Origin of the sequence: Sorangium sp. So ce394 (assembly GCF_051474665.1) — a bacterium.
GTDB lineage: Bacteria > Myxococcota_A > Polyangia > Polyangiales > Polyangiaceae > Sorangium > Sorangium cellulosum_D.
This window is the reverse complement of the sequence record NZ_CP150339.1, coordinates 2,957,072-2,976,796: the sequence shown is the minus strand read 5'-3', so window position 1 is coordinate 2,976,796 and position 19,725 is coordinate 2,957,072. Positions and strand designations below refer to the sequence as shown.

The following is a 19,725-nucleotide window of genomic DNA, read 5'->3' as shown; positions in this document are numbered from 1 at the left end:
CTGGCGAGCGCGCGACGTCTGGACAACGCGGCGAAGTTGGCGTCCACTTTTCGTTTCGGACTCACGCGTCCTGCCAGGAGAGGAGGCCCGATGCGCTGGTCGATCTTCAGCTTCAGCAAACCGTCTGCCCTTGCGTGGTGTGTGGCCCTCTCGGCGGCGCTCGGCGCGAGCGGGACGGCGCGCGCCGACATCGTGCAGCCGAACGGCACCACGATCCCCGCGGTCACCGAACGGTTGAGCGACCTGCTCAACGGGTCGGACAACAACGACAACATCGACGAGATGATCGACGTCGTGGCCGACGCGGCGGTGGAGCCGCAGGTGTTCTCGCCGCTCTGCGAGTTCAGCGGCAAGTACATCGCCAAGGGGGGCGGCGCCAACTTCGCCGTCGGCTGGTACAACGTCGATGACAGCCGCGCGAGCGACGACCCGCCGAAGTACGTCTCCGTGGACACCGGCGCCAACCTCAACACGGCGGCGCCGGAGAGCGATATCCAGATCCTCTTTCCCTTCTCGACGTCCCTGCCGCCTGCCGCGATGCGCGAGCTGACGGCGGTGTCGATCCGGGAGAGCCCCGCGTACGCCGGCGGGCTGATCGGCTTCGTGCTGATCCCGAACCCGCGAGGCACCGGCACCAGCAACGCCACGCAATACCATTACACCGAGCACCGGTTCAACGTGGCGTGTACGGCGTGCGCGACCCCGGGCCCGTGGTACTCGGACCTCATCTATCGTTCGAACGAGCTGCTCAACACGTTTTACCTGGGCTTCGAGGATCTCGACTTCCGGAACGCGGCCGGCGCCGAGGGCGTCAACGGCAACGATCTCGACTACGAGGACTTCCTGTTCCGCTTCTCGGGCATCACCTGCCCCGAGGCCGGCCAGCCGTGCGAGGTGGACGAGAACGTCGGCGCGTGCCGCCTCGGGATCTCCGACTGCGACGCGCAGGGGGCGGTGATCTGCACGCCCTTCGTGCTGCCTGGCAGCCAGGCCGAGCAGTGCGACGGCGTCGACAACGACTGCGACGACGTCATCGACGAGGAGGCGCCCTGTCCGGAGAGCCAGGTGTGCAACCGCGGCCGCTGCGTGGATCGCTGCGGGTCCGCGGAGTTCCCGTGCGAGCAGGGGTTCGTGTGCCGAGGGGGCCTGTGCGTCGAGCAGGCCTGCGTCGACGTGATGTGCGAGGTGGGCGAGGTGTGCCACGAGGGCGAGTGCAGCGCGCCGTGCGACGGCGTGGTGTGCCCGCACGACCAGGTGTGCCGCGCCGGGCGCTGCATCGATCCGTGCCAGGACGTCGTGTGCAACTCCGGCCAGGTGTGCGAAGGCGGCGTGTGCGTGCTCCAGTGCAACTGCCGCGGGTGCCCGACGAACGAGCGCTGCGACATGGAGAGCGGCCGGTGCGTGGAGGCCGCGTGCGCCGACGTCTCGTGCGATGAAGGCACGTATTGCCGCGAGGGCGCGTGCGTCGATGTCTGCGACGGGGTCGCGTGCCCCGCGGGCGAGCGGTGCGAGGCGGGCGCGTGCGTCGAGGCGCCGCCCCCGCCCACCACCGCCACCGCGTCGATCGGCGCGGGGCTCGATACCGTCGCGTCGTCCGGCGCGGGCGACGCCGCGTCCGGCTCGGGCGGGGCCTCCGCGTCGGGCTCGGGCGGGGCGCCGCCTGCCGGCGCGGGCGGCGGCGATTCCGGGAGCGGCGAGTCGTCGGGCTGCGGGTGCCGCCTCGGCGCCGACACGCCCTCCGCGGGCGGCGTCGCGGCCCTGCTCCTCGCCGCCGGCCTCGCGTTCCGCCGCGGGGCGCGCCGCCGGCCGGCCCGCGGGCAGCGCCGCGCGTCCGGCGGCGGTGAGATGGGCTGAAGCGTTGAGATGGCGCGCGGCGAGCGAGCCGCCCGCGCGCCATCGCTCCTACGGGCGCTCGACGGTGAAGCTCGAGGTCTGGTCGTCGAAGCCGTAGCTGTCGAGGTTGGCGTCCGCCGTGATGACGCGCGACTCGGGCGAATAAATGAAGAACAGGTCGTAGAGCGTCAGCTTGAAGCCGTCGGGGACGCGGACGGAGCTGATCCTCTTGTCCCAGGCGCCGCCGATGAGATACCTGCTGCCGACGCCGTAGAGGAGCGAGTCGCCCGAGAAATCGGCGTGCTCGTAGAGGGCGACCACGTCCTCTTGCGGGTCCGAGGCGCGCGAGACGACGAAGCTCGAGATGACGTCGCTGAAGCCCGCGGCCACGAGATCCGCGTCCGAGGTGAAGACGCGCGCCTCGCCCTCGAAGTTGTGGTGGAAGAACACCGTGACCCGGAGCCCGGCGGGGACCTTGATCGCGCTCGCGCGGTCGTTGCCGATGATCGCCATGTCCGGGAGGTTGTGGCGGCCGATCCCGAAGCCCTGCGAGACGCCGGAGAAGTCCGAGAGATCGTGGAGCACGACCTCGTCCTCGGGGTGGTCGGTGGGGCCGCTGGCGATCGTCGCGTCGATCCACGCGCGGTGGCGCGCGACGTCGACGCCGGCGAGCGACGCGTGCAAGTTCGTGCCGTCCTGGCCGCTCGAGGCCGAGAACACCGCGACCTGACGCCCGTCGACGAACCACGGGCCGCCGGAGTCGCCGCTCCAGCCCGAGCCCGTCACGCCCGTCGCCAGGAGCTCGTCGTCGGAGCGCCGGCCGTCGATGTGGATGATCGCCTTCTTGAGCGACGGCGCCATCACCAGCGGCGTGCCCTCGCTCCCCCAGCCGTAGACCGTCGCGTCCGTCCCGTCCACGGCCGGCCCCGCGGGGGCGAGCTCTACGACCGCGCTGCCGGCGTCCTCGGTCAGGTGGAGCAGCGCGATGTCGACCTCCGCCGAGGGCACCTCGATGGCGTCGACCTCGATGCGCCGGCCCTCGCGGTACGTGTTGCTGCCGATGCGCACCGCCGACGTCTCGCCTTCATCCGCCATGCAATGCTGCGCGGTGAGCACCCAGCGCGGCGCGACGAGCGTGCCCGTGCACTGATAAAAATCGCCCGTGTCCCCGCGCACGTCGAAGACCTGGACGGCCCAGGGGCTCGCCTCGGCGATCTCGCCGCCGATGATCTCGGACGACTGCGAATCGAGCGACTCGATAGGATCCTCCGGCGCATCTGCGATGGCGCAAGCCGTGGAGAGACTCAACGCGATCCCGGCGCAGATCGCGATACCCAGTTTATTCCCAAGCTCTTCCTTGTTCATTTCATCTCCGCACTGGTCATGTCCAGAGTATGCGGCGATACCCTGACCATGCCAGGCGGCGTTCTGGAACGGCGGCGTTCGAGGAGCGGAACATCGAGACGGATCGATGCTCTATCCAGTGTGTCGGTACTCGTGCACTTCGCCGGGGAGGATTCGTGTCAGCCGATCACGGATCGCCGGACGTCGCGCCGAAGAGCTCGACGTCGTCGATCACGACGGCGCCCGAGTCGGCCTTGCCGCGGCCGAGGAAGCCGTTCGCGCCGACGCCGTTCATCTCCGGGCTGAACGCGAGGCCGATGATCGACGCGAGCACGTCGTTCACGTCGTCGCCGGGGTCGAGCCCCTGGTCGATCGCCCAGCCGGGGAGCGCGATGTCGGCGAACTTGAGCTCGATGAGCTGCGGCTCGACGCCGAGCCGCACGTCCCAGCCGTGGCGGACCCCGCTGAGCCCGTTGGTCTGCGCGGGGCTCTCGACGTCGACGCGCAGCCCGCGCGCCGCGTCGGCGCGCGCCCAGAAGCGGACGCCCTCGAGCGGCGTCACGTCGACCGAGCCCTCGGCGAGGGGCACCGTGAAGTACACGTACTGGCCCCAGGCGTACGCCTCGTCGCGGAAGTCGAAGCTCAGGAGCAGGCTCTGCGCCCCGTCGAGCGGCGCGTCCTGCGTGAGGCCCTGCACCGCGCCGGACGCGTTGTTGGTGGCGAGCAGCGTGCCGACGTACAGCTCGACCGCGTCCGCCGCCTCGAAATCGTTGATCCCCGCCGCGGTGAACGAGAACGGCACGAGCGGCGTGTTGCTGGCGAACCGGCGCAGGCGCTCGCGCAGGATCGGCACCTCGCTCTTGAGGCGCGCGACCGCCGGCTCCCACGAGGCGAGGCCGGGCCCGAGCGGATCCTCCTCGACGGCGGCGCGGATCTGCGCCGCATACGCGTCGACCTGCGCTTCGAGCTTCCCTTCGCCGAACGGCCCGTCGAGCAGCGCCTGGAGCGCGGCCTGGTAGCCCGCGGGGTCCTGGCTCAAGGCGCCGAACAGCGCGTCGCACCCCGGCACGCGCACCCGCTCGGCGCCCATGAACACCGGGACCACGGCGGGGCAGGTCGCCGGCGCCTCGGTCCAGCGGGGCACCTGGCCAAAGTAGGTGCTGGCGCCGAGGGTCTGGTCCATATCCCACGGGATCAGGTGGAATTTGCCCGAGGAGGGCTCGTCGTAGATGTAGAAGTTGTGGTTGTTGGCGCCGCCGGCGGCGTCGACGTAGAAGGTCGTGACCCCGTCCCAGTTCACGATCGCCTCGTCGACGGCCATGTAGCGTTGCAGCTGCTCGACGTCCGCCCACTGCGACAGCGCGGCGAGGCGCTCGTCGCCCTCGGCGGACGCGAGCGCGGCGGCGAACGCGACGAAGCGCTCGTGCGTGGCCTCGTCCTCGTTCGTCTCGATGCGCTCCGCGTAGTAGCTGGCGTCGTCCGTGACCGGCCACGCTTCCTTGTAGAGGTCGCCGTCCGGCCCTCCGGGGAAATGGCTCTCCAGGAAGCGGCCGTCCACCTCCTCGACCATCGAGAAGAGCCCCTGGGGCTCGCCGTTCACATAAAGCGTGGCCCAACCGCTCCTCGGGGCCGCGACGCCCATCTCGCGGTACAGGCCGTAGGCGATGCGCTCGTGGAGCTTCGTCGGATCCCAGATCATCGAGTGGAAGTTCAGCCGCTCTTGCGCGTAGAAGCGCTGGCCGTCGACGTACTCGTCGAACTTCACCTTCATGCTGAGCTTCGGGCAGGTGAGGTTTCCCTCCTCGTCGAAGCACATCTGCAGGGTGCCATAACCACCCTTGAAGCGCAGGCCGACGACGCCCAGGCTCTTGCCCACGTAGCAAGCCTCGGCCTCCACGTACTCCTCATCGCGGGCGTTCGCCTTGAGCTCGGCCCAGCGCTCTTCCGGAAGGAGGAAGTCGAAGCGCAAGACCTCGTCGGCCGCATACAGCTCGTCCGCGTCGCGGTCGGCGAGCGTGGGGTCGGGCGGCCCGCACGGCGGCATCGGTGGGGCCTCTCCGCCGGCCCCGCCGTCCCCCCCGCCGGTGCCCGCCCCGCCCGAGCCTCCGCCTCCGGCGTTCGCCCCGCCCGAGCCTCCCCCTCCGGCGTTCGCCCCGCCGAGCCTCCCGGCCCGGCGCCGCCGGTCCCGCCCTCGTCATCCCCGCATCCCACGCCCGCGGCGACGGCCGCCAGCACAAGCCATGTCCAACACGTAAGCTTCATGCACGCTCCTTCAGCGGCTTCGAGCGTAATCGTGCACCTCGCGCGCGTCGATCCCTGTTTTTCGCGTCACGGATCCCCGGGCCTGGCCGTCCGGGAGGCCGTCTCTGTCCGCCCCGAGTCGGGAGCCTCTCCGTGCGATCCAGTTGACAAAAAGGCACGGAATGATCCGGCGCGCCCGGGCTTTTCCGATGCGATGACAGACAGCAAGGGGCGCCTCCTCGGGAGGGTGAGACGTGTGGGGATCGGGCTCGCGGCGACGGCCGCGCTTCTCGCGCTGTTCCGGGCCGGCGCGTCGGCGTGGGGTCAGTCCCGGCTCGGGGATTACCGGGATGCCACCCAGGCCGAATGGGACGCGGAGCGCGCGCGGATCCGCGAGCGCTCGCGGCCCGCCGGCGAGGGCGCCGCGCAGGAGGACTGCGGGGCGAGCTACGCGAGGACGGCGTCGATTCAGCTGGACGTCCATCCCGAGTGGATCAAGCGGGCGCTCGAGGCGGGGCCCGGCGCGCCGCTCTCCCCCGAGCTCGCCGCCGAGATCGAGCGGCGCCGCCCGGAGATCGACGCCTTCCGGCAGACGGCGCGTTGCTCTCGTTACGAGCTGCCGGACGACAGCGCGTGGATCGATTACGGTCCCATCTATCCGGTGTGGCACGCAAACCGCGCTGTCCTGGTCCAGGGGCGCTGGCTCGAGGCCAAGGGGGATACGCGCGGCGCCCTGGACCGTTATCTCACCGTCGCCAAGGTCGGCGCGGACCTGTCCGCGGGCTCGGCCATCGCCGGCCTGATCGGCATTCACGACGCGGAGCGCGCCTACCGCCGCGCCGCGGCCCTCGTCGCCGGCGCGCCCCGGATCCCCGCGGCGGAGCTCGCCGAGCTGGACCGGGCGCTCGAGGAGCGCGGGCGCCACCTGCCGCGGCTCGCCGACGTGCTCCGGAGAGAGCGCCTGCGCCTCCGCCAGATGGCGATGCGCCTGAGCGACGGTGGCCCCCTGCCCGAGGAGGAGCTCCGTCCTCTCGCGTGGTCCACCGGCGCCCGCGCGCTCACCACGGTGCTCCCGATGGCCGCCGTGTTCGGTCACGCCCTCCCGCCGCTCGACGCGCAGCTGCGCGCCGCGGAGCAGATGGCGCTCGGCGCGCAGCGTGATTCTTCCCAGGTCACGCGCTTTCAGGAGGTGGCCGCCGATTCGCTCGCCGCCGACGTCACGGGGCTCGGTGCCATGTTGGACGCCGAGCATCTCCAGAGGACCGCGAGGCGGGATTGCGCCTTGCGGACGTCGTACCTGCTGGCCCGCGCGGCCGTCCAGGCAGAGCGGGCGTATGCGGACGGCGGCTATCCGGAGGCGCTGCGGGCGCTCCCGCAGGATCCTTGTGGGACAGGCCCGCTCGTGTACGAGAGGAGCCCGGGCGGCGATGGCTACACGCTGTCCAGCGTCGGCGAGAACGGCACGGTCGACGGTCCGCGCGCGGCCGGCGGCGCGGCGGGCGACAGCGACGATATCGTCGTCACGAGGCAGGGCTCGGACGTCCTGTAGCTCGCGACCTCGATCACCCGCGATGCCGCGGGGCGCCCGCGGCCGCGGCGAGGGTCGGCGCCGCGGCCTCGACGGCCAGGCACGCCTCGAACCCCTCGCGGTAGCTCGGGTAGAGCAGCGTCATGCCGAGGGCGCGCTTGATCTTCGCGTTGTCCACCGCGCGATCGTGGCGGAGCGTCTCGTGGAGATCCTCCCGCGGCGCGCCGGCCGGCAGCGAGACGCCGAGCCGCGCGCAGAGCCAGCGGACGACCTCGATCTGCGGCACGGGCGCGTCGTCCGCGACCACGAAGACGTCGCCGGGGGCAGCGCGCTCCAGCGCCGCGAGCGCGAGGCGCGCGAGGTCCTCGACGTGGATGCGCGAGACGACGTTCGTGCCCTGCCGATCGCCCTCGCCGGTCATGCGGAAGTCGCCGCGCAAGAGCCGCTGGTGCAGGCCGCGGCCCGGGCCGTAGATGCCGGCGGCGCGCAGCGCCACGGCGCCGCGCTCGAGGTACACGGCCTCGGCCGCGAGGCGCGCGGCGGCGCGGGGGCCGTCGGCCGACGTGGGCGTCGCCTCGTCGATGCGCCCGGTGGCGTCACCGTAGACGGCGGTCGACGAGACGTACGCGATCGCGCGCGCGCGGCGGAGCGACGGCGCGATCGCGGCGTCGGTCGCGCCGTCGGGCGGGAAGGCGACGAGCACGTCCGCGCCGTCCCCGACGAGCCGGTCGACGGCCGCGGCGGTGAGCGCCGGCAGGACGCTCACCTCGATGCCGGCCTGGGCGAGCTCTGCGGCGCGCTCGGACGAGCGCGTGGTCGCGACGACGCGGCCACCGGAGGCTGTCCGAAGGCCGGCGACCACCGCGCCGGTGAAGCCGCAGCCAAGGACGAGGAGCGGGGGGGAGGGATCGAGCATGGTCGTTGCGCCCTTTACCAGGAAAAGTCGGTGTCCGTGTCGCTCTGCTGCGGATGTGAGCCGCCGTGCCTACGAAACCCTTGGCGGCGCTCGATCTCGTCCGCAGCGGACTCGAGCGCCGTGCGCAGGTCGAGGACCGTCCGCTCCAGCGCCTCGACATCGCCGGTGCCACCGCGGGTGCGCGGGCGATGGTGATCGATCGTCAGCGTCGCGCCGACCGCGTCGTCGTGGACGCCGCAATAAGCGCAGCGAGCATCGAATCGCTCCCGCACGGACGCGCGCAGCTCTTCGGCCACGGAACCGCGCCCTCAGCGGGCAGAGGCCAGATCGCGCCCCGTGGTCGCGCCTCGGCGCCGCCTCTGGTGGGTTCGACGTCGGACGTTCCGGAAGATCGGAGGATCGGGCCGGTCCGCCAGGCAGCCTCGCGCGCGGGCCCCGCGCATGGGAAGCTCGGTGCTCGCGTCCAAGGTGGTGCTCTCAAGCCGTGAAAGCGGCCACTCGAGACCCGAGCGGGCACTTTCAAGGCTGAGAATGGGGTTCCGGGGATCCCAGCGAGCGCTTTCAAGCCTTGAAAGCGGCTGCTCGCGCGCCGAGTCGGCACATTCAAGCGTTGAAATCGCCGACTCGGCCTCCGAGTCGCCGTCGCAACGCTTGCAGCAAGCGTTGCGACGACCCGATCGCAGGAATCAAGCGTTGGGGGCCTAGTACCGCGGATCAGAACTCCCGCCAGGGATCTGCCTCGCGAGAGACGAGAAGGAAACGCAAAGACGCAAAGACGCAAAGGCGCAAAACTACGAATCTTTTTGCGTCTTTGCGCCTTTGCGTTGAACTCTCGCTCCGGATCCCTGGCCGGACTTCTGGCGGGCGGAACTAGCCCACTTCCCCAGGCTCGTTCTTGCGTCCGCGACCCCCGCAGGCCCGCGGGGAGGGGCTCTCCGCGCGCCGCGGGGGACGAGCCTATGTCCGAGCTGCGCCGGCACGCCCTCTGCGCGGGCTGCTCGGCGCGGCTCGTCGCCGCCGGCGTCTGGGTCCGGCGCCGCGACGGCCACCGGGCCGGTGAGCGCCGGCGCCGCCCTGGTCGGTCGTCCGCGCTAGGATCCGCCCGCGACCGTGGGACATCAACATCACTTCCTGTCCAGGCTCGATCGCGTCTCGCTCCCTCATGTCGAGCTCGCGCTCACGCTCTACCGCGATCACGGCCTCGTCCAGTACCTCCTCCGCTGCGCCAAGCTCCCCGACGGCGCGGCGCGGGCCGCGATCTCGCTCGACGATCCCGCGAGCGGGCCGTTCCTCGTCGTGACGCGCGAGGGTCGCTTCGTGACCTGCCTCGGCGCCGGGATGCGCGCGGGCGACCTCCCGATCATCACCCGCGGGCAGCTCGACGTGCTCAGCGAGAAGGTCGCGGATCTGCGCGCGCGCATGGCCGCGGCGCGCGAGCTCGCCGGGCCGAAGGGGCACACGGCGCAGCTCGTCGACCGCATCTTCCACGCCGGCCCGGACCTGTCGCGCGAGGAGTTCGTGGGCATCTCGGCCTTCCGCCCGCTCTTCGGCTTCGAGTTCCTGCGCGCCTTCTTCGGTGCGGTGACCGAGCTCGACGACCTGCGCGGCGCGCTCCTCCGCGTCGAGCACCCGAAGCGAGCGCTGACGCCCGTGCTCCGGCGCTACTGGGACCTGTTCTGGGCCATCGGGCACCTCGCGGTCCTCGCGTTCATGGACGGCCGCGCGCTCGTCGAGTCGCTCCCGGAGGAGCTCGATCTCTCGAGCTCCTGCCTCGCGTGGGGCGCCTCGCGCCAGGGGAGCGTCGCGCTCGCGCTGCGCGGGTTCTGGGGCGTCGCGAAGGTCGGCAAGGCGCAGCTCCGCGCCTGCAAGACGGCGTTCGACGAGGCCGCATCGCAGCTCCGGCTCGTGACCAGCGTCGGGAGCCTGATCGCGCTCGGCGTGGGTCACGCGAGGCTGCGCGCCGAGGTGCAGAAGGCGCTGTCGGCGCCGCGGGATCTCTCCGGGGCCCATTTCCCGGAGGAGCTCTTGACCCTCTTCCGGACCACCGCCGAGGCGGCGCTCGACGAGCCCGAATCGGCGGCCACCGTGCAGCGGAGCCTCGGGGCGCGGATGGCCGTCTCGCTCACCCGCCGGCTCGCCGCGAACGACCCGCTGCGCTTCGAGCGCGAGGAAGATGTGCCCGAGGCGCTCGCGATGACCCTTCCGGTGAACACCCGGCAGTCGTTCGTCGACGACGCGGAGGTCATGGCCCTGACGATGCTCTTCATCCCCTGGACGGCGCGCGCCGAGCCAGAGCAGCTCTTCCTTCCACGCGAGTTCATCCGCCTCGTCCATGCCCGCTGGACGCCGGAGGACACGATGCGGCTGCTCGCGCCGCTCCGCGAGCACTATCACCCGAAAGTCCAGGCGCCCCGCCAGGAAGGACCGTCCCGCAAGGGCCCTTGCCCGTGCGGGAGCGGCGAGAAGTACAAGCGGTGCTGCGGGAAGACCGCGTGAGCGGCCGGGCCGCCTGCCGGTGGAATGGCGACCGCGCTCTCGGGGCGGCGCGCGACGCGGGGCGGTGGTAGGCTCCTCGATGTGAGCCAGAGCGCCTACCCGGAGCACCATGCAGGCCGCCTCTTGTCCGTCGCGGAGTGGGCTGCGCTGCCGGAAGACCAGCCCGGCGAGCTCGTTGACGGCCGGCTGGTCGAGGAAGAGATGTCCGACTGCGTCCACGAGCTGGCCGTCGCCTGGCTCATCCAGATCCTGCGGGCCTGGGCCGTCCCGCGCGGTGGCTTCGTCTTCGGCTCCGAAGTGAAGTACGCCCTCAAGCCGCGGCGCGGGCGCAAGTCCGATGTGTCCGTGTTCCTGTCGCGCGCCCGGAAGCCCCCTGCCCGTGGTCCGGTCGGGATCCCGCCGGACATCATGATCGAGACCGTCTCCCCTGCGCCGCGCGATGAGCGGCGCGACCGCGTCGAGAAGCTGGAGGAGTACGCCGCGTTCGGGGTGCCCTGGTACTGGCTGCTCGATCCGCAGCTCCGCACCTTCGAGGTCCACGAGCTCACGCGGGACGGGATCTACGTGCGCCGCCTCGCCGCGACCGGGGGGTTGCTGCAGGAGGTGCCGGGCTGCGCGGGGCTCTCGCTGGATCTGGACGCGCTCTTTCGCGAGCTCGACGAGCTCGAGGCAGCAGAGCAGCAGGAACCACCGCCCGCGCCGGGCAGCGCGGAAGGCGAGGAGTAGCGAGGGCGGGCGGCGGCCCTCTCATCGGCGACGGGTGCCGAGGAGGAGCGAACGGGGCTCGCGGCCTCGCTGGGGCCCGGGCGCGCGGCCGAGATGCCGAGGATCGAGGGCGAGCGCAGGACGGCGCAGCGTCTGATAGCCTGGTCGGCGCGGAGCGGACGGTCGGGACGCAGCGCGCTCGCGGCGGCGACGCTCCTCAGCGCATGGCGGTCAACGTCTTCATCTCCTACGCCCCCGCGGATCGGCCGCACCTCGAAGCGCTCGAGGCGCACCTCGCCGCCCTCAAGCGGCAGGGCCTGGTGAGCACGTGGCACCGCGGCCGGATCGGCGCCGGCGCGGTGCGCGACGCGTCGATCGCGGCGGAGCTCTCCGCCGCCGAGGTCGTGCTGCTGCTGGTGAGCGAGGCGTTCCTCGCCTCGGACAGCTGCTACGAGCGGGAGCTCGGCGCCGCGCTGGAGCGGCACCGCCGGGGCGAGGCGCGCGTGGTGCCGATCCTGGTGCGCGCGTGCGACCGGGAGGGCACCGCGCTGGCGGACCTGGAGGCGCTGCCGCGGGACGGCGGGGCGGTGACGAGCTGGGCCAACCCGGACGAGGCCTGGAGGGACGTGGTCCGGGGCATCCGCGCGGCGGTGGAGGAGGCCGCCGCGAGCGCGCGGCCGGAGGCGGCGCCCGCGAGGGCCGCGCCGGCGAGCGCGCTCGCGGCGACGATGCGCGAGGCCGAGGAGGCGATCCGCGCGATCGACAAGCAGATCGCCGCGGCGCAGAAGCGGCGGGTGAGGCTCAAGGCCGCGGGCGCGAGCACGGCGGAGGTGGACCAGGAGATCGTCGATCTCCGGCGCAAGCGCCGGGAAGGCGGCCAGCTCCACGTGGGCGAGGAGCTCAGCGAGGGCCGGTACCTGCTGCTCGAGCGGATCGGCCGCGGGGGGTTCGCGACGGTGTGGCGCGCGCTCGACGCGGGGCGGGGCGACCAGCCGGTGGCGATCAAGGTGCTGCACCCGAACCTCGCGGGCGACGAGGGGCGGCGGGAGCGGTTCTTCCGGGGGGCGCGCGCGATGGCGGAGCTCGACCACCCCGGCGTGGTGCGCATCCTGGAGCCGAAGGGCGAGGACGGCGGCTGGCACTACTTCGTGATGGAGCTCGTGCACGGCGAGGATGTGCAGAGCGCGGTCGTCGGGAAGCGGCTGCCGGCAGAGGGGGTGATCCCGATGATCCTCCGCGCCGGGGAGGCGATCTCGTTCGCTCACGGACGGGGGCTCGTGCACCGGGACGTGAAGCCGGCGAACATCCTGCTCGACGGAGAGGGGCTGCCGCGGATCACGGATTTCGATCTGGTCTGGGCGCGGGACACGACGGGGGGCACGAAGAGCGGGGCGCTGGGGACGTTCCTCTACGCGGCGCCGGAGCTGATGCACCGCCCGCAGGACGCGGACGCGCGCGCGGACGTGTACGGGCTCGGCATGACGGCGGTGTTCTGCCTGCACGGGGGGGAGCTGCCGCCGATCATGATGCGGTATCCGGGGCGGGTGCTCGAGCGGCTGCCGTGCAGCAGCGCGGTGCGGAAGGTGCTTGAGAGGGCGATCGAGTTCGAGGCGTCGGAGCGGTATCCGGATGTGGCGGCGTTCTGCGAGGCGCTGCGGGGCGTCGTCGGGTGCGCGAGGGAGGCGCCGCTGGACGCGACGGGAGCCGCGACAAACGACGGCGGGGCGTTCCTGCGTTCGCTGAGCGATGACACGGCCGAGCCGGGCCAGACCGCCTCGATCCCGGAGGCGCCTGAGCCGCCAGTCGAGGGAATGTAGAACCGCAAAGACACCAAGAAGAGAATCTTATCTTGGCGTCCTTCGTGTCCTGGCGGTGCATTTCTCGCTTAAATCAACGCGATCGGTGTTCTAGGCCCAAGGCCGGTCACCGGCCCGGCTTCCTCGTATACCGGTGCTTCACCCCCAGCGGGAAATACTCCGGATCCCCCGCCGCCCTCAGCGTCACCCGCGGCGCGCGCTTCCCCGCCGGCACGTAGTTCCTGAACTCGCTGTTCAGCCGCACCAGGTGCTCCTCGATCGACCGCGCCGCGGCCTCTCGCCGCGCCTCGCTCTCCCCCTCCCCCGGCGCGAGCTCGACCACCACCGACAGGTACGCGTCCCTGTCCGCGCCCTCGCGGACCTCCAGCACGAACTTCCCGGTCACCCACTCCTTCACGCCGGGCTGCTCGATGCCCACGACCACGTTCTCCGGATAGATATTCGCCCCGAAGTACGACACCGTGAAATCCGAGCGCCCGAACACGTAGACGAACGGCAGCTCCCGGGCGCCGCGCTCGCCGCCGAGCTCCCGCCCCGGATCGAAGCCGAAGCCGGCGAGCGCCGCCATCATGTCCGCGTGCGCATAGACACCCCCGCTGTCGAGGATCGCGTAACGGACGAGCGGAACCCCGTTCTCGCCCGAGAAGAGCAGCATCCCCTCGCGCTGCTCGAAGAACCTCACCGCCGGGTCGTACTGCACGAGCGTGGGGAGCCGGTCCTGCCCGAAGAGGGCGCGCGCGGCGTCCGGCCTCCCCGCGAGGAACCGGCGGATCGCGATGCTGAGCGGCGTCTCGTTGCCCAGCACGCCGGCGTCCGCCGTCCCGTACAGTGACGCCGAGTCGTAGCAAGGGGACGTCGACCCGACGCGCTCGCCGACCAGGCTCCGCCACTCCTCGCTGAACACCTCGCCGGCCATCACGAGCTTGATCCGGAGCGGCGCCCAGTCGACCCCCCGCGCCCGGCCCGTGTCGATCACGTCCTTCAGGAACGGCGGATAACCGAGCAGGACGACCTGATCGAACGCCGGCCCCAGATCCAGCACGACGCGGAAGATCTCGTCCTTGTTGTTGCCCGGCGTGACGACCGTGATCGGATATCCCTTCGCCGCGAGGTGGCGGCAGCACGCGGTCGTGTACATCCCGCCGACCCACGAGCCGAGCGCGAAGCACACGACGGCGAGCGTGCGGCGCGCGTCGGCCCGGAAGCTGTCGTGAAACACCTGCTCGAAGCGCCGGGCCACCGGGAGCTCGTCCGCGACCGACCGCGGCCAGAACGTCGGCTTGCCCGTCGAGCCCGACGAGACCGCGACCATGTCGCACGACTCGACGCGCCCGCCCCGACACAGGTCCGCGATCGGGTGCCGGAGCACGTAATTCTGCTTCGTGATCACCGGGAGCGCCGCGAAATCCGCGGGGGTCCGGACCGCCGCCGGGTCGACGCCGTGCTCGTCGAGGAAGCGCCGGTACGCGGGGACCGTCGCGGCGACCTCGTGGAACAACGCGAGCGCGCCGGCCGCCGGATCGACCTCGCGATGCCGCGACAGCGCCGCGTCGAGCGGCGTGCTCAGGAAAGCGTCGACGGCCGCCAAGACCCGCCTGGGTGCTGCATCCTGCATCGCGAGATCTCCCTCCTTCGGACGGTTCACGGCGAGGCGCGCGGCCGGCGCGAGGCCGCCCGGCCCGCTCGCCTCCCCACGGGTCCAGCGTACCTCACGCGCGGCCGGCGTTCCCCGCCCCCGCCTCGGCCGCGAGCGACACCTCGTCGGCGCGCCGCTCGTAGCCCGGCGGCGGATCGGACGGCGGGTTCGCGAGCAGCGACGTGACCACCGTCTCCAGCCACCGCCGCAGCGGCGTGTGCTGGAAGCCGAGCTCCGCCTTCGCCCTCGATGGATCCAGCGTCGACATCCAGCGATCGCTGAACGGCGACATCGCGACCGGGTCGATGCCGCGCGCCCGGAGCGCGGCCGAGGCGACCGGCGCGAGGCGCGCCGGCGCGCCGAGCAGCTCGGCGACCAGCGCGAGCAGCTCCGAGAGCGTCGGCGTCTCGTCCATGCAGAGGTTGTACGCCTGTCCGAACGTCGACGGCACGAGCAGCAGCGCCACGATCGCCCGCACGACGTCGCCGCTGTACACGTGCCGCACGGCGTGCCCGCCGCCGTCCGGGACGAGCAGCGGGCCGCCGTCGAGCACGCGCGCGACGTAGCGCTCGAGGCGGCGGTGCGGGTCGCGCTCCCCGTTCACCATCGGGATGCGCAGCACGGTCGCGGGGAAGCCGTCGTCCCGGAAGGCGGCCGCGAGCGCCTCCTCGCAGCCGCGCTTGTTCATGCCGTAGGCCCACGCCGCGCGATCCTCCTCGCCCTCGGGCTCCGGGAGCAGCGGGCCGTCGTAGTCGCGCTCGCGCGACGGCCGCGGGCACCCCTCGCGCACGAGGTACACCGAGCCGGTGCTGATCACCACGTAGTGCCCGACGCGCCCGCCGCCGAGCGCCCGGGCCGCCGCGCGGCCGTCCCCGGCCGTGTACGCGGTGAAGTCCACCGCGGCGTCGAACTCGCGGCCCCCGAGCGCCTGCGCCAGGTCGTCGGCCGCGCGGTCGCAGCGGACCCGCGCGACGCGGTCGCCGAACCGATCGGGCGTCGCGCCGCGGTTCAGGAGGGTGACCTGGTGGCCCGCCGCGAGCAGGCGGTAGACGAGGAAATGGCCCATGAACCGGGTGCCGCCGAGCACGAGGACGCGCATGCACGGCAACCTATCACCGCCGCGCGCAATGCGGACGACGCGGACGACGCGATCGCGGCGCGGGCGGGCGGGCGGGCGGGCGACGAGCGGCCTCTCGCGATCGAGCGGGATCAGGCCGCGCCCCGGCCGTGGTAGAGAGCGGTCCGTGCCGTTCTCCCATATCCTCGGCCAGGACACCGCGGTCGGCACCCTCGCGCGCGCGCTCGAGACGGGCCGCGTGCACCACGCCTACCGCTTCGAGGGCCCGCCCGGCGTCGGCAAGGAGCTCGCGGCCGTCGCGCTCTCGCAGGCGCTCGTCTGCACCGGGGGCGACCCGCTCGGCTGCGGCCGCTGCGACGCGTGCCGGCGCGCGGCCGCGCGCTCCGAGGGCCGCCCCGCGGCGCCGCTCCACCCCGACGTGCAGATCGTCGCGAAGAACTTCTATCCCGCCGCCGTCATCGGCCGGAGCCGCGACGAGCTGACCGAGATCTCGGTCGACCAGGTCCGCTCCATCGTGCTCGCCCACGCGTCCTACCCGCCGCACGAGGGGCGCGCGCGGGTGTTCATCGTCCGCGACGCCGAGGACCTCAGCGTCGGCGCCGCGAACGCGTTCCTCAAGACGCTCGAGGAGCCGCGGCCGGGCACCCACTTCATCCTGCTGACCTCGCGCGGCGATCGCCTGCTCAACACGATCCGCTCGCGCACCTTGCCCGTGCGCTTCGCCCCGCTCTCCGAGCCGATCGTCCGCGGCATCCTCCGCGATCACGGCGTGCCCGAGGAGCGGCACGACCTCGCCGTGGAGCTCGCCGCGGGCAGCGCCTCCACGGCGCTCGAGCTCGCGGACGAGGAGCAGACCGCCTCGCGCGACGCGTTCGTAAGGAGCATCCTCACGGCCGCGGCCGCCCGGGACCTCGGGCCCGCCGTCGCGTTCGCGGAGTCGCTGGATCGCGACAAGGGCGCCCTCAAGGACGACCTCCGCGCGCTCAACGCGGCGCTCGCCCGCGAGGCCCGCGCCGCCGTCGCGGCCGATCCGCGCCGCGCCGTCGTCTCGGCCAGGCGCTACGCGGCGGTCTCGCGCGCCGTGGCGCAGCTCGAGCGCAACGCCTCGCCGAGCCTGGCGATGGCCTCGCTGATCGCGGAGCTGCGCGGCGTCATCGGCTGACGGCCGCCGCGATCGCTCGGCAAGGCGACGCAGGCCGCGTCAGCCCTCGCCGCCGCCGCCGAGCCGCTCGTACCCGCCCTCCTCGACGCGCCGCCCGACCCAGGCGTGGATGCGCCCCTCGCTCGCGAGCACCACGGCCGCGTCGTGCCCGCCGCCCTCGTACAGGGCGATGATCCCCGCCTCGCCCAGCGAGGGCGCGCCCTGCCCGAGGCGCTCCAGCGCCGCCGGCAGCCGCGCGCGCCGCCGCAGGGTCATGCCCGCGATCTCGAGCGTCGCCGGCGGCTCGTCGGGCGAGTCTGCCGCCGCGGGCGCGAGCCACAGGATCTCGCGCCGCGGCGCGGGGAAGGCCACCACCGCCCGCTGCGTCGCGCCCTCCGGCGCGAGGAACACCGCGGCGACGATCTCGCCCCGCTCGCGCGCCACGATCGCGCCCGACAGCCAGCGCTCCTCGCTCCCGGCCAGGACCACGTCGCCGAGGGCGAACGGCAGCTCGTCCCACAACGCGTCCTCGGGGGACGCCGCGGGCGCGGCGCGCTCGTCCTCGTCGCGGTCCTCCCACAGCGCCTCCCGCTCGCGGCGCGCCGCCATGTAGCCCACGGTGGCGGCCACCGCCGCGGCGGCCGCCGCGAGCAGCGTGAGGCTCATCGCGCGCCCGCGCCGCGCGGCGCCGCGGCCGCGAGGGCGTCCTTGAGCGCCCGCGCCCGCGCGCTCACCTCCTCGAGGGCGCGCGACGTCGGCGCGCCCGGCGTCGGCAGCAGCGCGGCGATGATCGACGCGGCGGAGCAGAGCGGGCCCACGTCGCGCGCCCGCTCCAGCGAGATGCCGCCGATCGCCACGACCGGCAGCCCCGGCCGCGCCCGCTCGACCATGGCGCGCAGCGACGCGAGCCCCTCGAGGCCGACCACGGCGTCGGGGCGCTCCTTGCTCGACGTCGAGAAGATCGGCCCGATCGCGATGTAATCGAGGTGCTCGCTCGATTCGCGCAGCGCGGCCTCGATCTGCGCGGGCGTGTGGGTGGAGAGCCCGACGCGCAGCCGGACGCCGGCGCGCTGCGCGAGCCGGTGCACCTCGGGCACCGGGAGATCGTCCTGGCCGACGTGCACGCCGTCGCAGCGCGCGAGCACCGCGAGATCGGCCCGGTCGTTCGCGTACAGCGGCACGCCCGCGCGCGCCGCGAGCGGCTGGATCGCGCGGAGGAGCGAGAGCGTGCGCGCGGCCCCGCCGCGCTTGTCGCGCAGCTGGAGGGCCCCGGGGCGAGCGTCGAGGACGGCCTCGGCGAACGCCGCCGGATCGAGCCCGCGGCGCTCGAGCGAATCGGTGTCGACGATGGCGTACAGACCGCGCATGACCACGCTTCGAGCGATGGGAGAGCGCCCGGGCGCCCCCGAGGGAGGCCGGGCTCGCCGGCTACGCTAAGGTTGACGCCCCCGGAAAGAAAGCGGAAGCGTTCGCTCCCGAACGGATCCTCCATGCGCACACGTCTCGTCCGGATCGCCTGTCTGTTCACGTCGGCCGCCTCGGCGGCGTCGGCCGCCGTGGCCGTCCTGGGGCTCGCGTCGAGCCCTGCGCTCGCGGAGGAGAAGCCGGGCCCCGCGCAGCAGGGGGAGAAGCCGAGCTCCGCCGCGCCGGCCGACGGCCCGAAGGCCGACGCCGCCGCCCCGCCTGGCGGCGCCAAGGCCGCGGCGCCGAAGACGAGCGCGGCCGCGCCGAGGGCGGGCGCGAAGAAGAAGGCGACCGAGCCCCCGCCCCCTCCGCCGGCGCCGGCGCCGGCGCGCGTCTGGCTCGTCGCGCCGTCCCCCAAGGGGCCGTGGACGCTGCGGATCGACAACGAAGGGGAGCGCCCGATGCGCGTCCCGGCCGACGTGCGCCTGCTGCGCTTCGAGATCGACACGCTGAACAAGCGCACGAAGAAGACGACCCGCTGCGCCGCCCCCGCGGGGCTCAAGCCGAGCGGGTTTCCCGAGCGGCGCGCGCTCCTGCTCGCGCCCGGGCAGTCGTACGTGGAGCATTTCGATCCGCGCCTGCTCTGCTTCGGCAAGGACGAAGCCGCGCTCGCCGGCGGCGCGGTGGTGAGGGCGTGGTACGGCTGGGGCCCGCCGCCCAAGTGGTCGAGAAAGGCGCCCTCGCCGCCGTTCGCCGCGGAGTCGACCGACGATCCGCCGGCGTTCGCCCCGGCGCCCGGGCTCGCGGCGCCCACCGTCGTGCTGAGCTACGGCCTGCCCCGCAAGGAGGCCGCCGCGGACGGCGCGGGCGACGCCGAGCCCCCCTCGGCGGCAGACCATGAGGCGCAGCCGTCGGCCGACAAGGCGCCGCAGCCGTCGGCCGACAAGACGCCGCAGCCGTCGGCCGACAAGACGCCGCAGCCGTCGGCCGACAAGACGCCGCCGCAGCCCCCGGCCGACAAGCCGGTTCAAGTCGCTGCGGGCGCGCCGGGCGAGCCGATCGTGGACGCGAACGCGCCTCGCCTGGAGCTCACGAGCGAGCCCTGGTCCGACGCGGCGAGCCCTCGCTCGATCGTCGTCCGGGTCAGCGCGAAGAACGCCGGCAGGCGCCCCATGACCGTGGCCATCCGGTCGCGGATGCTCGCGTTCCTCGTCGTCGGACCGAACGGCACGACGGTGTGCGAGGCGTCCGCGCCGACGGGCGCGATCCCGCGCGACATGTTCAGGACGCTGAAGCCCGGCGCGTCGGTCGACCTCTCGCTCCTCCTGCGTGAGGTCTGCCCCGACAACACCTTCGCCCGTGAGGGTCTCTACCAGGTCAGGGCCACGCTGCACGCGAACGAGCCGGGCACAGCGCTCGGCCTGGACGCGTACACCGCCGTCGTCCGCGCCAAGAGCTCGACGCTCCTCCGCGTGAAGAGCGCGCCGGAGCCGTTCTACGCGACCGCGCCCCGGGCCGTGCCGACGCCGAAGCCCGAGGAGGGCGAGGCGCCGGAGCAGGAGGACGGCGAGCGACCTTGAGGCGGC

At 73.2% G+C, this 19,725-nt stretch carries 15 protein-coding genes; 7 read left to right on the top strand and 8 right to left on the bottom strand.

Annotated features, from left to right (window positions below):
• Window positions 1-90: 90 nt before the first annotated feature.
• Complete coding sequence (locus WMF33_RS11120) at window positions 91-1,854, top strand: hypothetical protein (RefSeq protein WP_437337106.1); 1,764 nt, start codon at window positions 91-93, stop codon at window positions 1,852-1,854.
• Window positions 1,855-1,902: 48 nt separating this feature from the next.
• On the opposite strand, the gene WMF33_RS11115 is transcribed toward WMF33_RS11120, so the two are convergent.
• Both WMF33_RS11115 and WMF33_RS11110 read right to left on the bottom strand, forming a co-directional pair.
• The gene (locus WMF33_RS11115) at window positions 1,903-3,198 is read right to left on the bottom strand and encodes a trypsin-like serine protease (protein ID WP_437337105.1); all 1,296 of its coding nucleotides are present in this window, start codon (window positions 3,196-3,198) and stop codon (window positions 1,903-1,905) included.
• A 166-nt stretch (window positions 3,199-3,364) separates the two neighbouring features.
• Complete coding sequence (locus WMF33_RS11110) at window positions 3,365-5,221, bottom strand: CotH kinase family protein (RefSeq protein ID WP_437337104.1); 1,857 nt, start codon at window positions 5,219-5,221, stop codon at window positions 3,365-3,367.
• Window positions 5,222-5,674: 453 nt separating this feature from the next.
• Between WMF33_RS11110 and WMF33_RS11105 the strand changes: the two genes are divergently transcribed.
• Window positions 5,675-6,967, top strand: coding sequence for a hypothetical protein (locus tag WMF33_RS11105; protein ID WP_437337103.1), 1,293 nt, complete (start codon window positions 5,675-5,677; stop codon window positions 6,965-6,967).
• 13 nt (window positions 6,968-6,980) lie between these two features.
• On the opposite strand, the gene WMF33_RS11100 is transcribed toward WMF33_RS11105, so the two are convergent.
• Window positions 6,981-7,862: an NAD-dependent epimerase/dehydratase family protein gene (locus WMF33_RS11100; protein WP_437337102.1), complete on the bottom strand. Its 882-nt coding sequence runs from the start codon at window positions 7,860-7,862 to the stop codon at window positions 6,981-6,983.
• A 14-nt stretch (window positions 7,863-7,876) separates the two neighbouring features.
• Window positions 7,877-8,158 (bottom strand): HNH endonuclease, encoded by a 282-nt coding sequence (locus WMF33_RS11095; RefSeq protein ID WP_437337101.1) that lies wholly within the window; start codon window positions 8,156-8,158, stop codon window positions 7,877-7,879.
• 814 nt (window positions 8,159-8,972) lie between these two features.
• Here WMF33_RS11095 and WMF33_RS11090 point away from each other — a divergent pair.
• The 3 genes from WMF33_RS11090 (at window position 8,973) to WMF33_RS11080 (ending at window position 12,880) form a co-directional block, all read left to right on the top strand.
• The gene (locus WMF33_RS11090; protein ID WP_437337100.1) at window positions 8,973-10,358 is read left to right on the top strand and encodes a YecA family protein; all 1,386 of its coding nucleotides are present in this window, start codon (window positions 8,973-8,975) and stop codon (window positions 10,356-10,358) included.
• A gap of 81 nt (window positions 10,359-10,439) precedes the next feature.
• Complete coding sequence (locus tag WMF33_RS11085; protein WP_437337099.1) at window positions 10,440-11,084, top strand: Uma2 family endonuclease; 645 nt, start codon at window positions 10,440-10,442, stop codon at window positions 11,082-11,084.
• A gap of 203 nt (window positions 11,085-11,287) precedes the next feature.
• Complete coding sequence (locus tag WMF33_RS11080; protein ID WP_437337098.1) at window positions 11,288-12,880, top strand: protein kinase domain-containing protein; 1,593 nt, start codon at window positions 11,288-11,290, stop codon at window positions 12,878-12,880.
• Window positions 12,881-12,986: 106 nt separating this feature from the next.
• Here the strand turns inward: WMF33_RS11080 and WMF33_RS11075 are convergent, their stop codons facing one another.
• Together WMF33_RS11075 and WMF33_RS11070 are read right to left on the bottom strand one after the other, a co-directional pair.
• Window positions 12,987-14,495 carry a phenylacetate--CoA ligase family protein gene (locus WMF33_RS11075; protein WP_437337097.1) on the bottom strand — a complete coding sequence of 503 codons (1,509 nt, stop codon included), beginning with the start codon at window positions 14,493-14,495 and terminating at the stop codon, window positions 12,987-12,989.
• Between the two features lie 94 nt (window positions 14,496-14,589).
• Window positions 14,590-15,615 carry an NAD-dependent epimerase/dehydratase family protein gene (locus tag WMF33_RS11070; protein WP_437337096.1) on the bottom strand — a complete coding sequence of 342 codons (1,026 nt, stop codon included), beginning with the start codon at window positions 15,613-15,615 and terminating at the stop codon, window positions 14,590-14,592.
• Between the two features lie 145 nt (window positions 15,616-15,760).
• On the opposite strand from WMF33_RS11070, the gene WMF33_RS11065 reads away from it, so the two are divergent.
• Window positions 15,761-16,756 carry an ATP-binding protein gene (locus tag WMF33_RS11065; RefSeq protein ID WP_061627244.1) on the top strand — a complete coding sequence of 332 codons (996 nt, stop codon included), beginning with the start codon at window positions 15,761-15,763 and terminating at the stop codon, window positions 16,754-16,756.
• Between the two features lie 39 nt (window positions 16,757-16,795).
• Here WMF33_RS11065 and WMF33_RS11060 read toward each other — a convergent pair whose 3' ends face one another.
• Both WMF33_RS11060 and WMF33_RS11055 read right to left on the bottom strand, forming a co-directional pair.
• Window positions 16,796-17,401, bottom strand: coding sequence for a hypothetical protein (locus tag WMF33_RS11060; RefSeq protein WP_437337095.1), 606 nt, complete (start codon window positions 17,399-17,401; stop codon window positions 16,796-16,798).
• Window positions 17,398-18,102 carry a thiamine phosphate synthase gene (locus tag WMF33_RS11055; RefSeq protein ID WP_437337094.1) on the bottom strand — a complete coding sequence of 235 codons (705 nt, stop codon included), beginning with the start codon at window positions 18,100-18,102 and terminating at the stop codon, window positions 17,398-17,400. Before WMF33_RS11055 ends, WMF33_RS11060 begins: the two co-directional genes overlap by 4 nt.
• Before the next feature lie 123 nt (window positions 18,103-18,225).
• Here WMF33_RS11055 and WMF33_RS11050 point away from each other — a divergent pair, with 123 nt between their 5' ends.
• The gene (locus WMF33_RS11050; protein WP_437337093.1) at window positions 18,226-19,719 is read left to right on the top strand and encodes a hypothetical protein; all 1,494 of its coding nucleotides are present in this window, start codon (window positions 18,226-18,228) and stop codon (window positions 19,717-19,719) included.
• The last annotated feature ends 6 nt before the right edge of the window (window positions 19,720-19,725 follow it).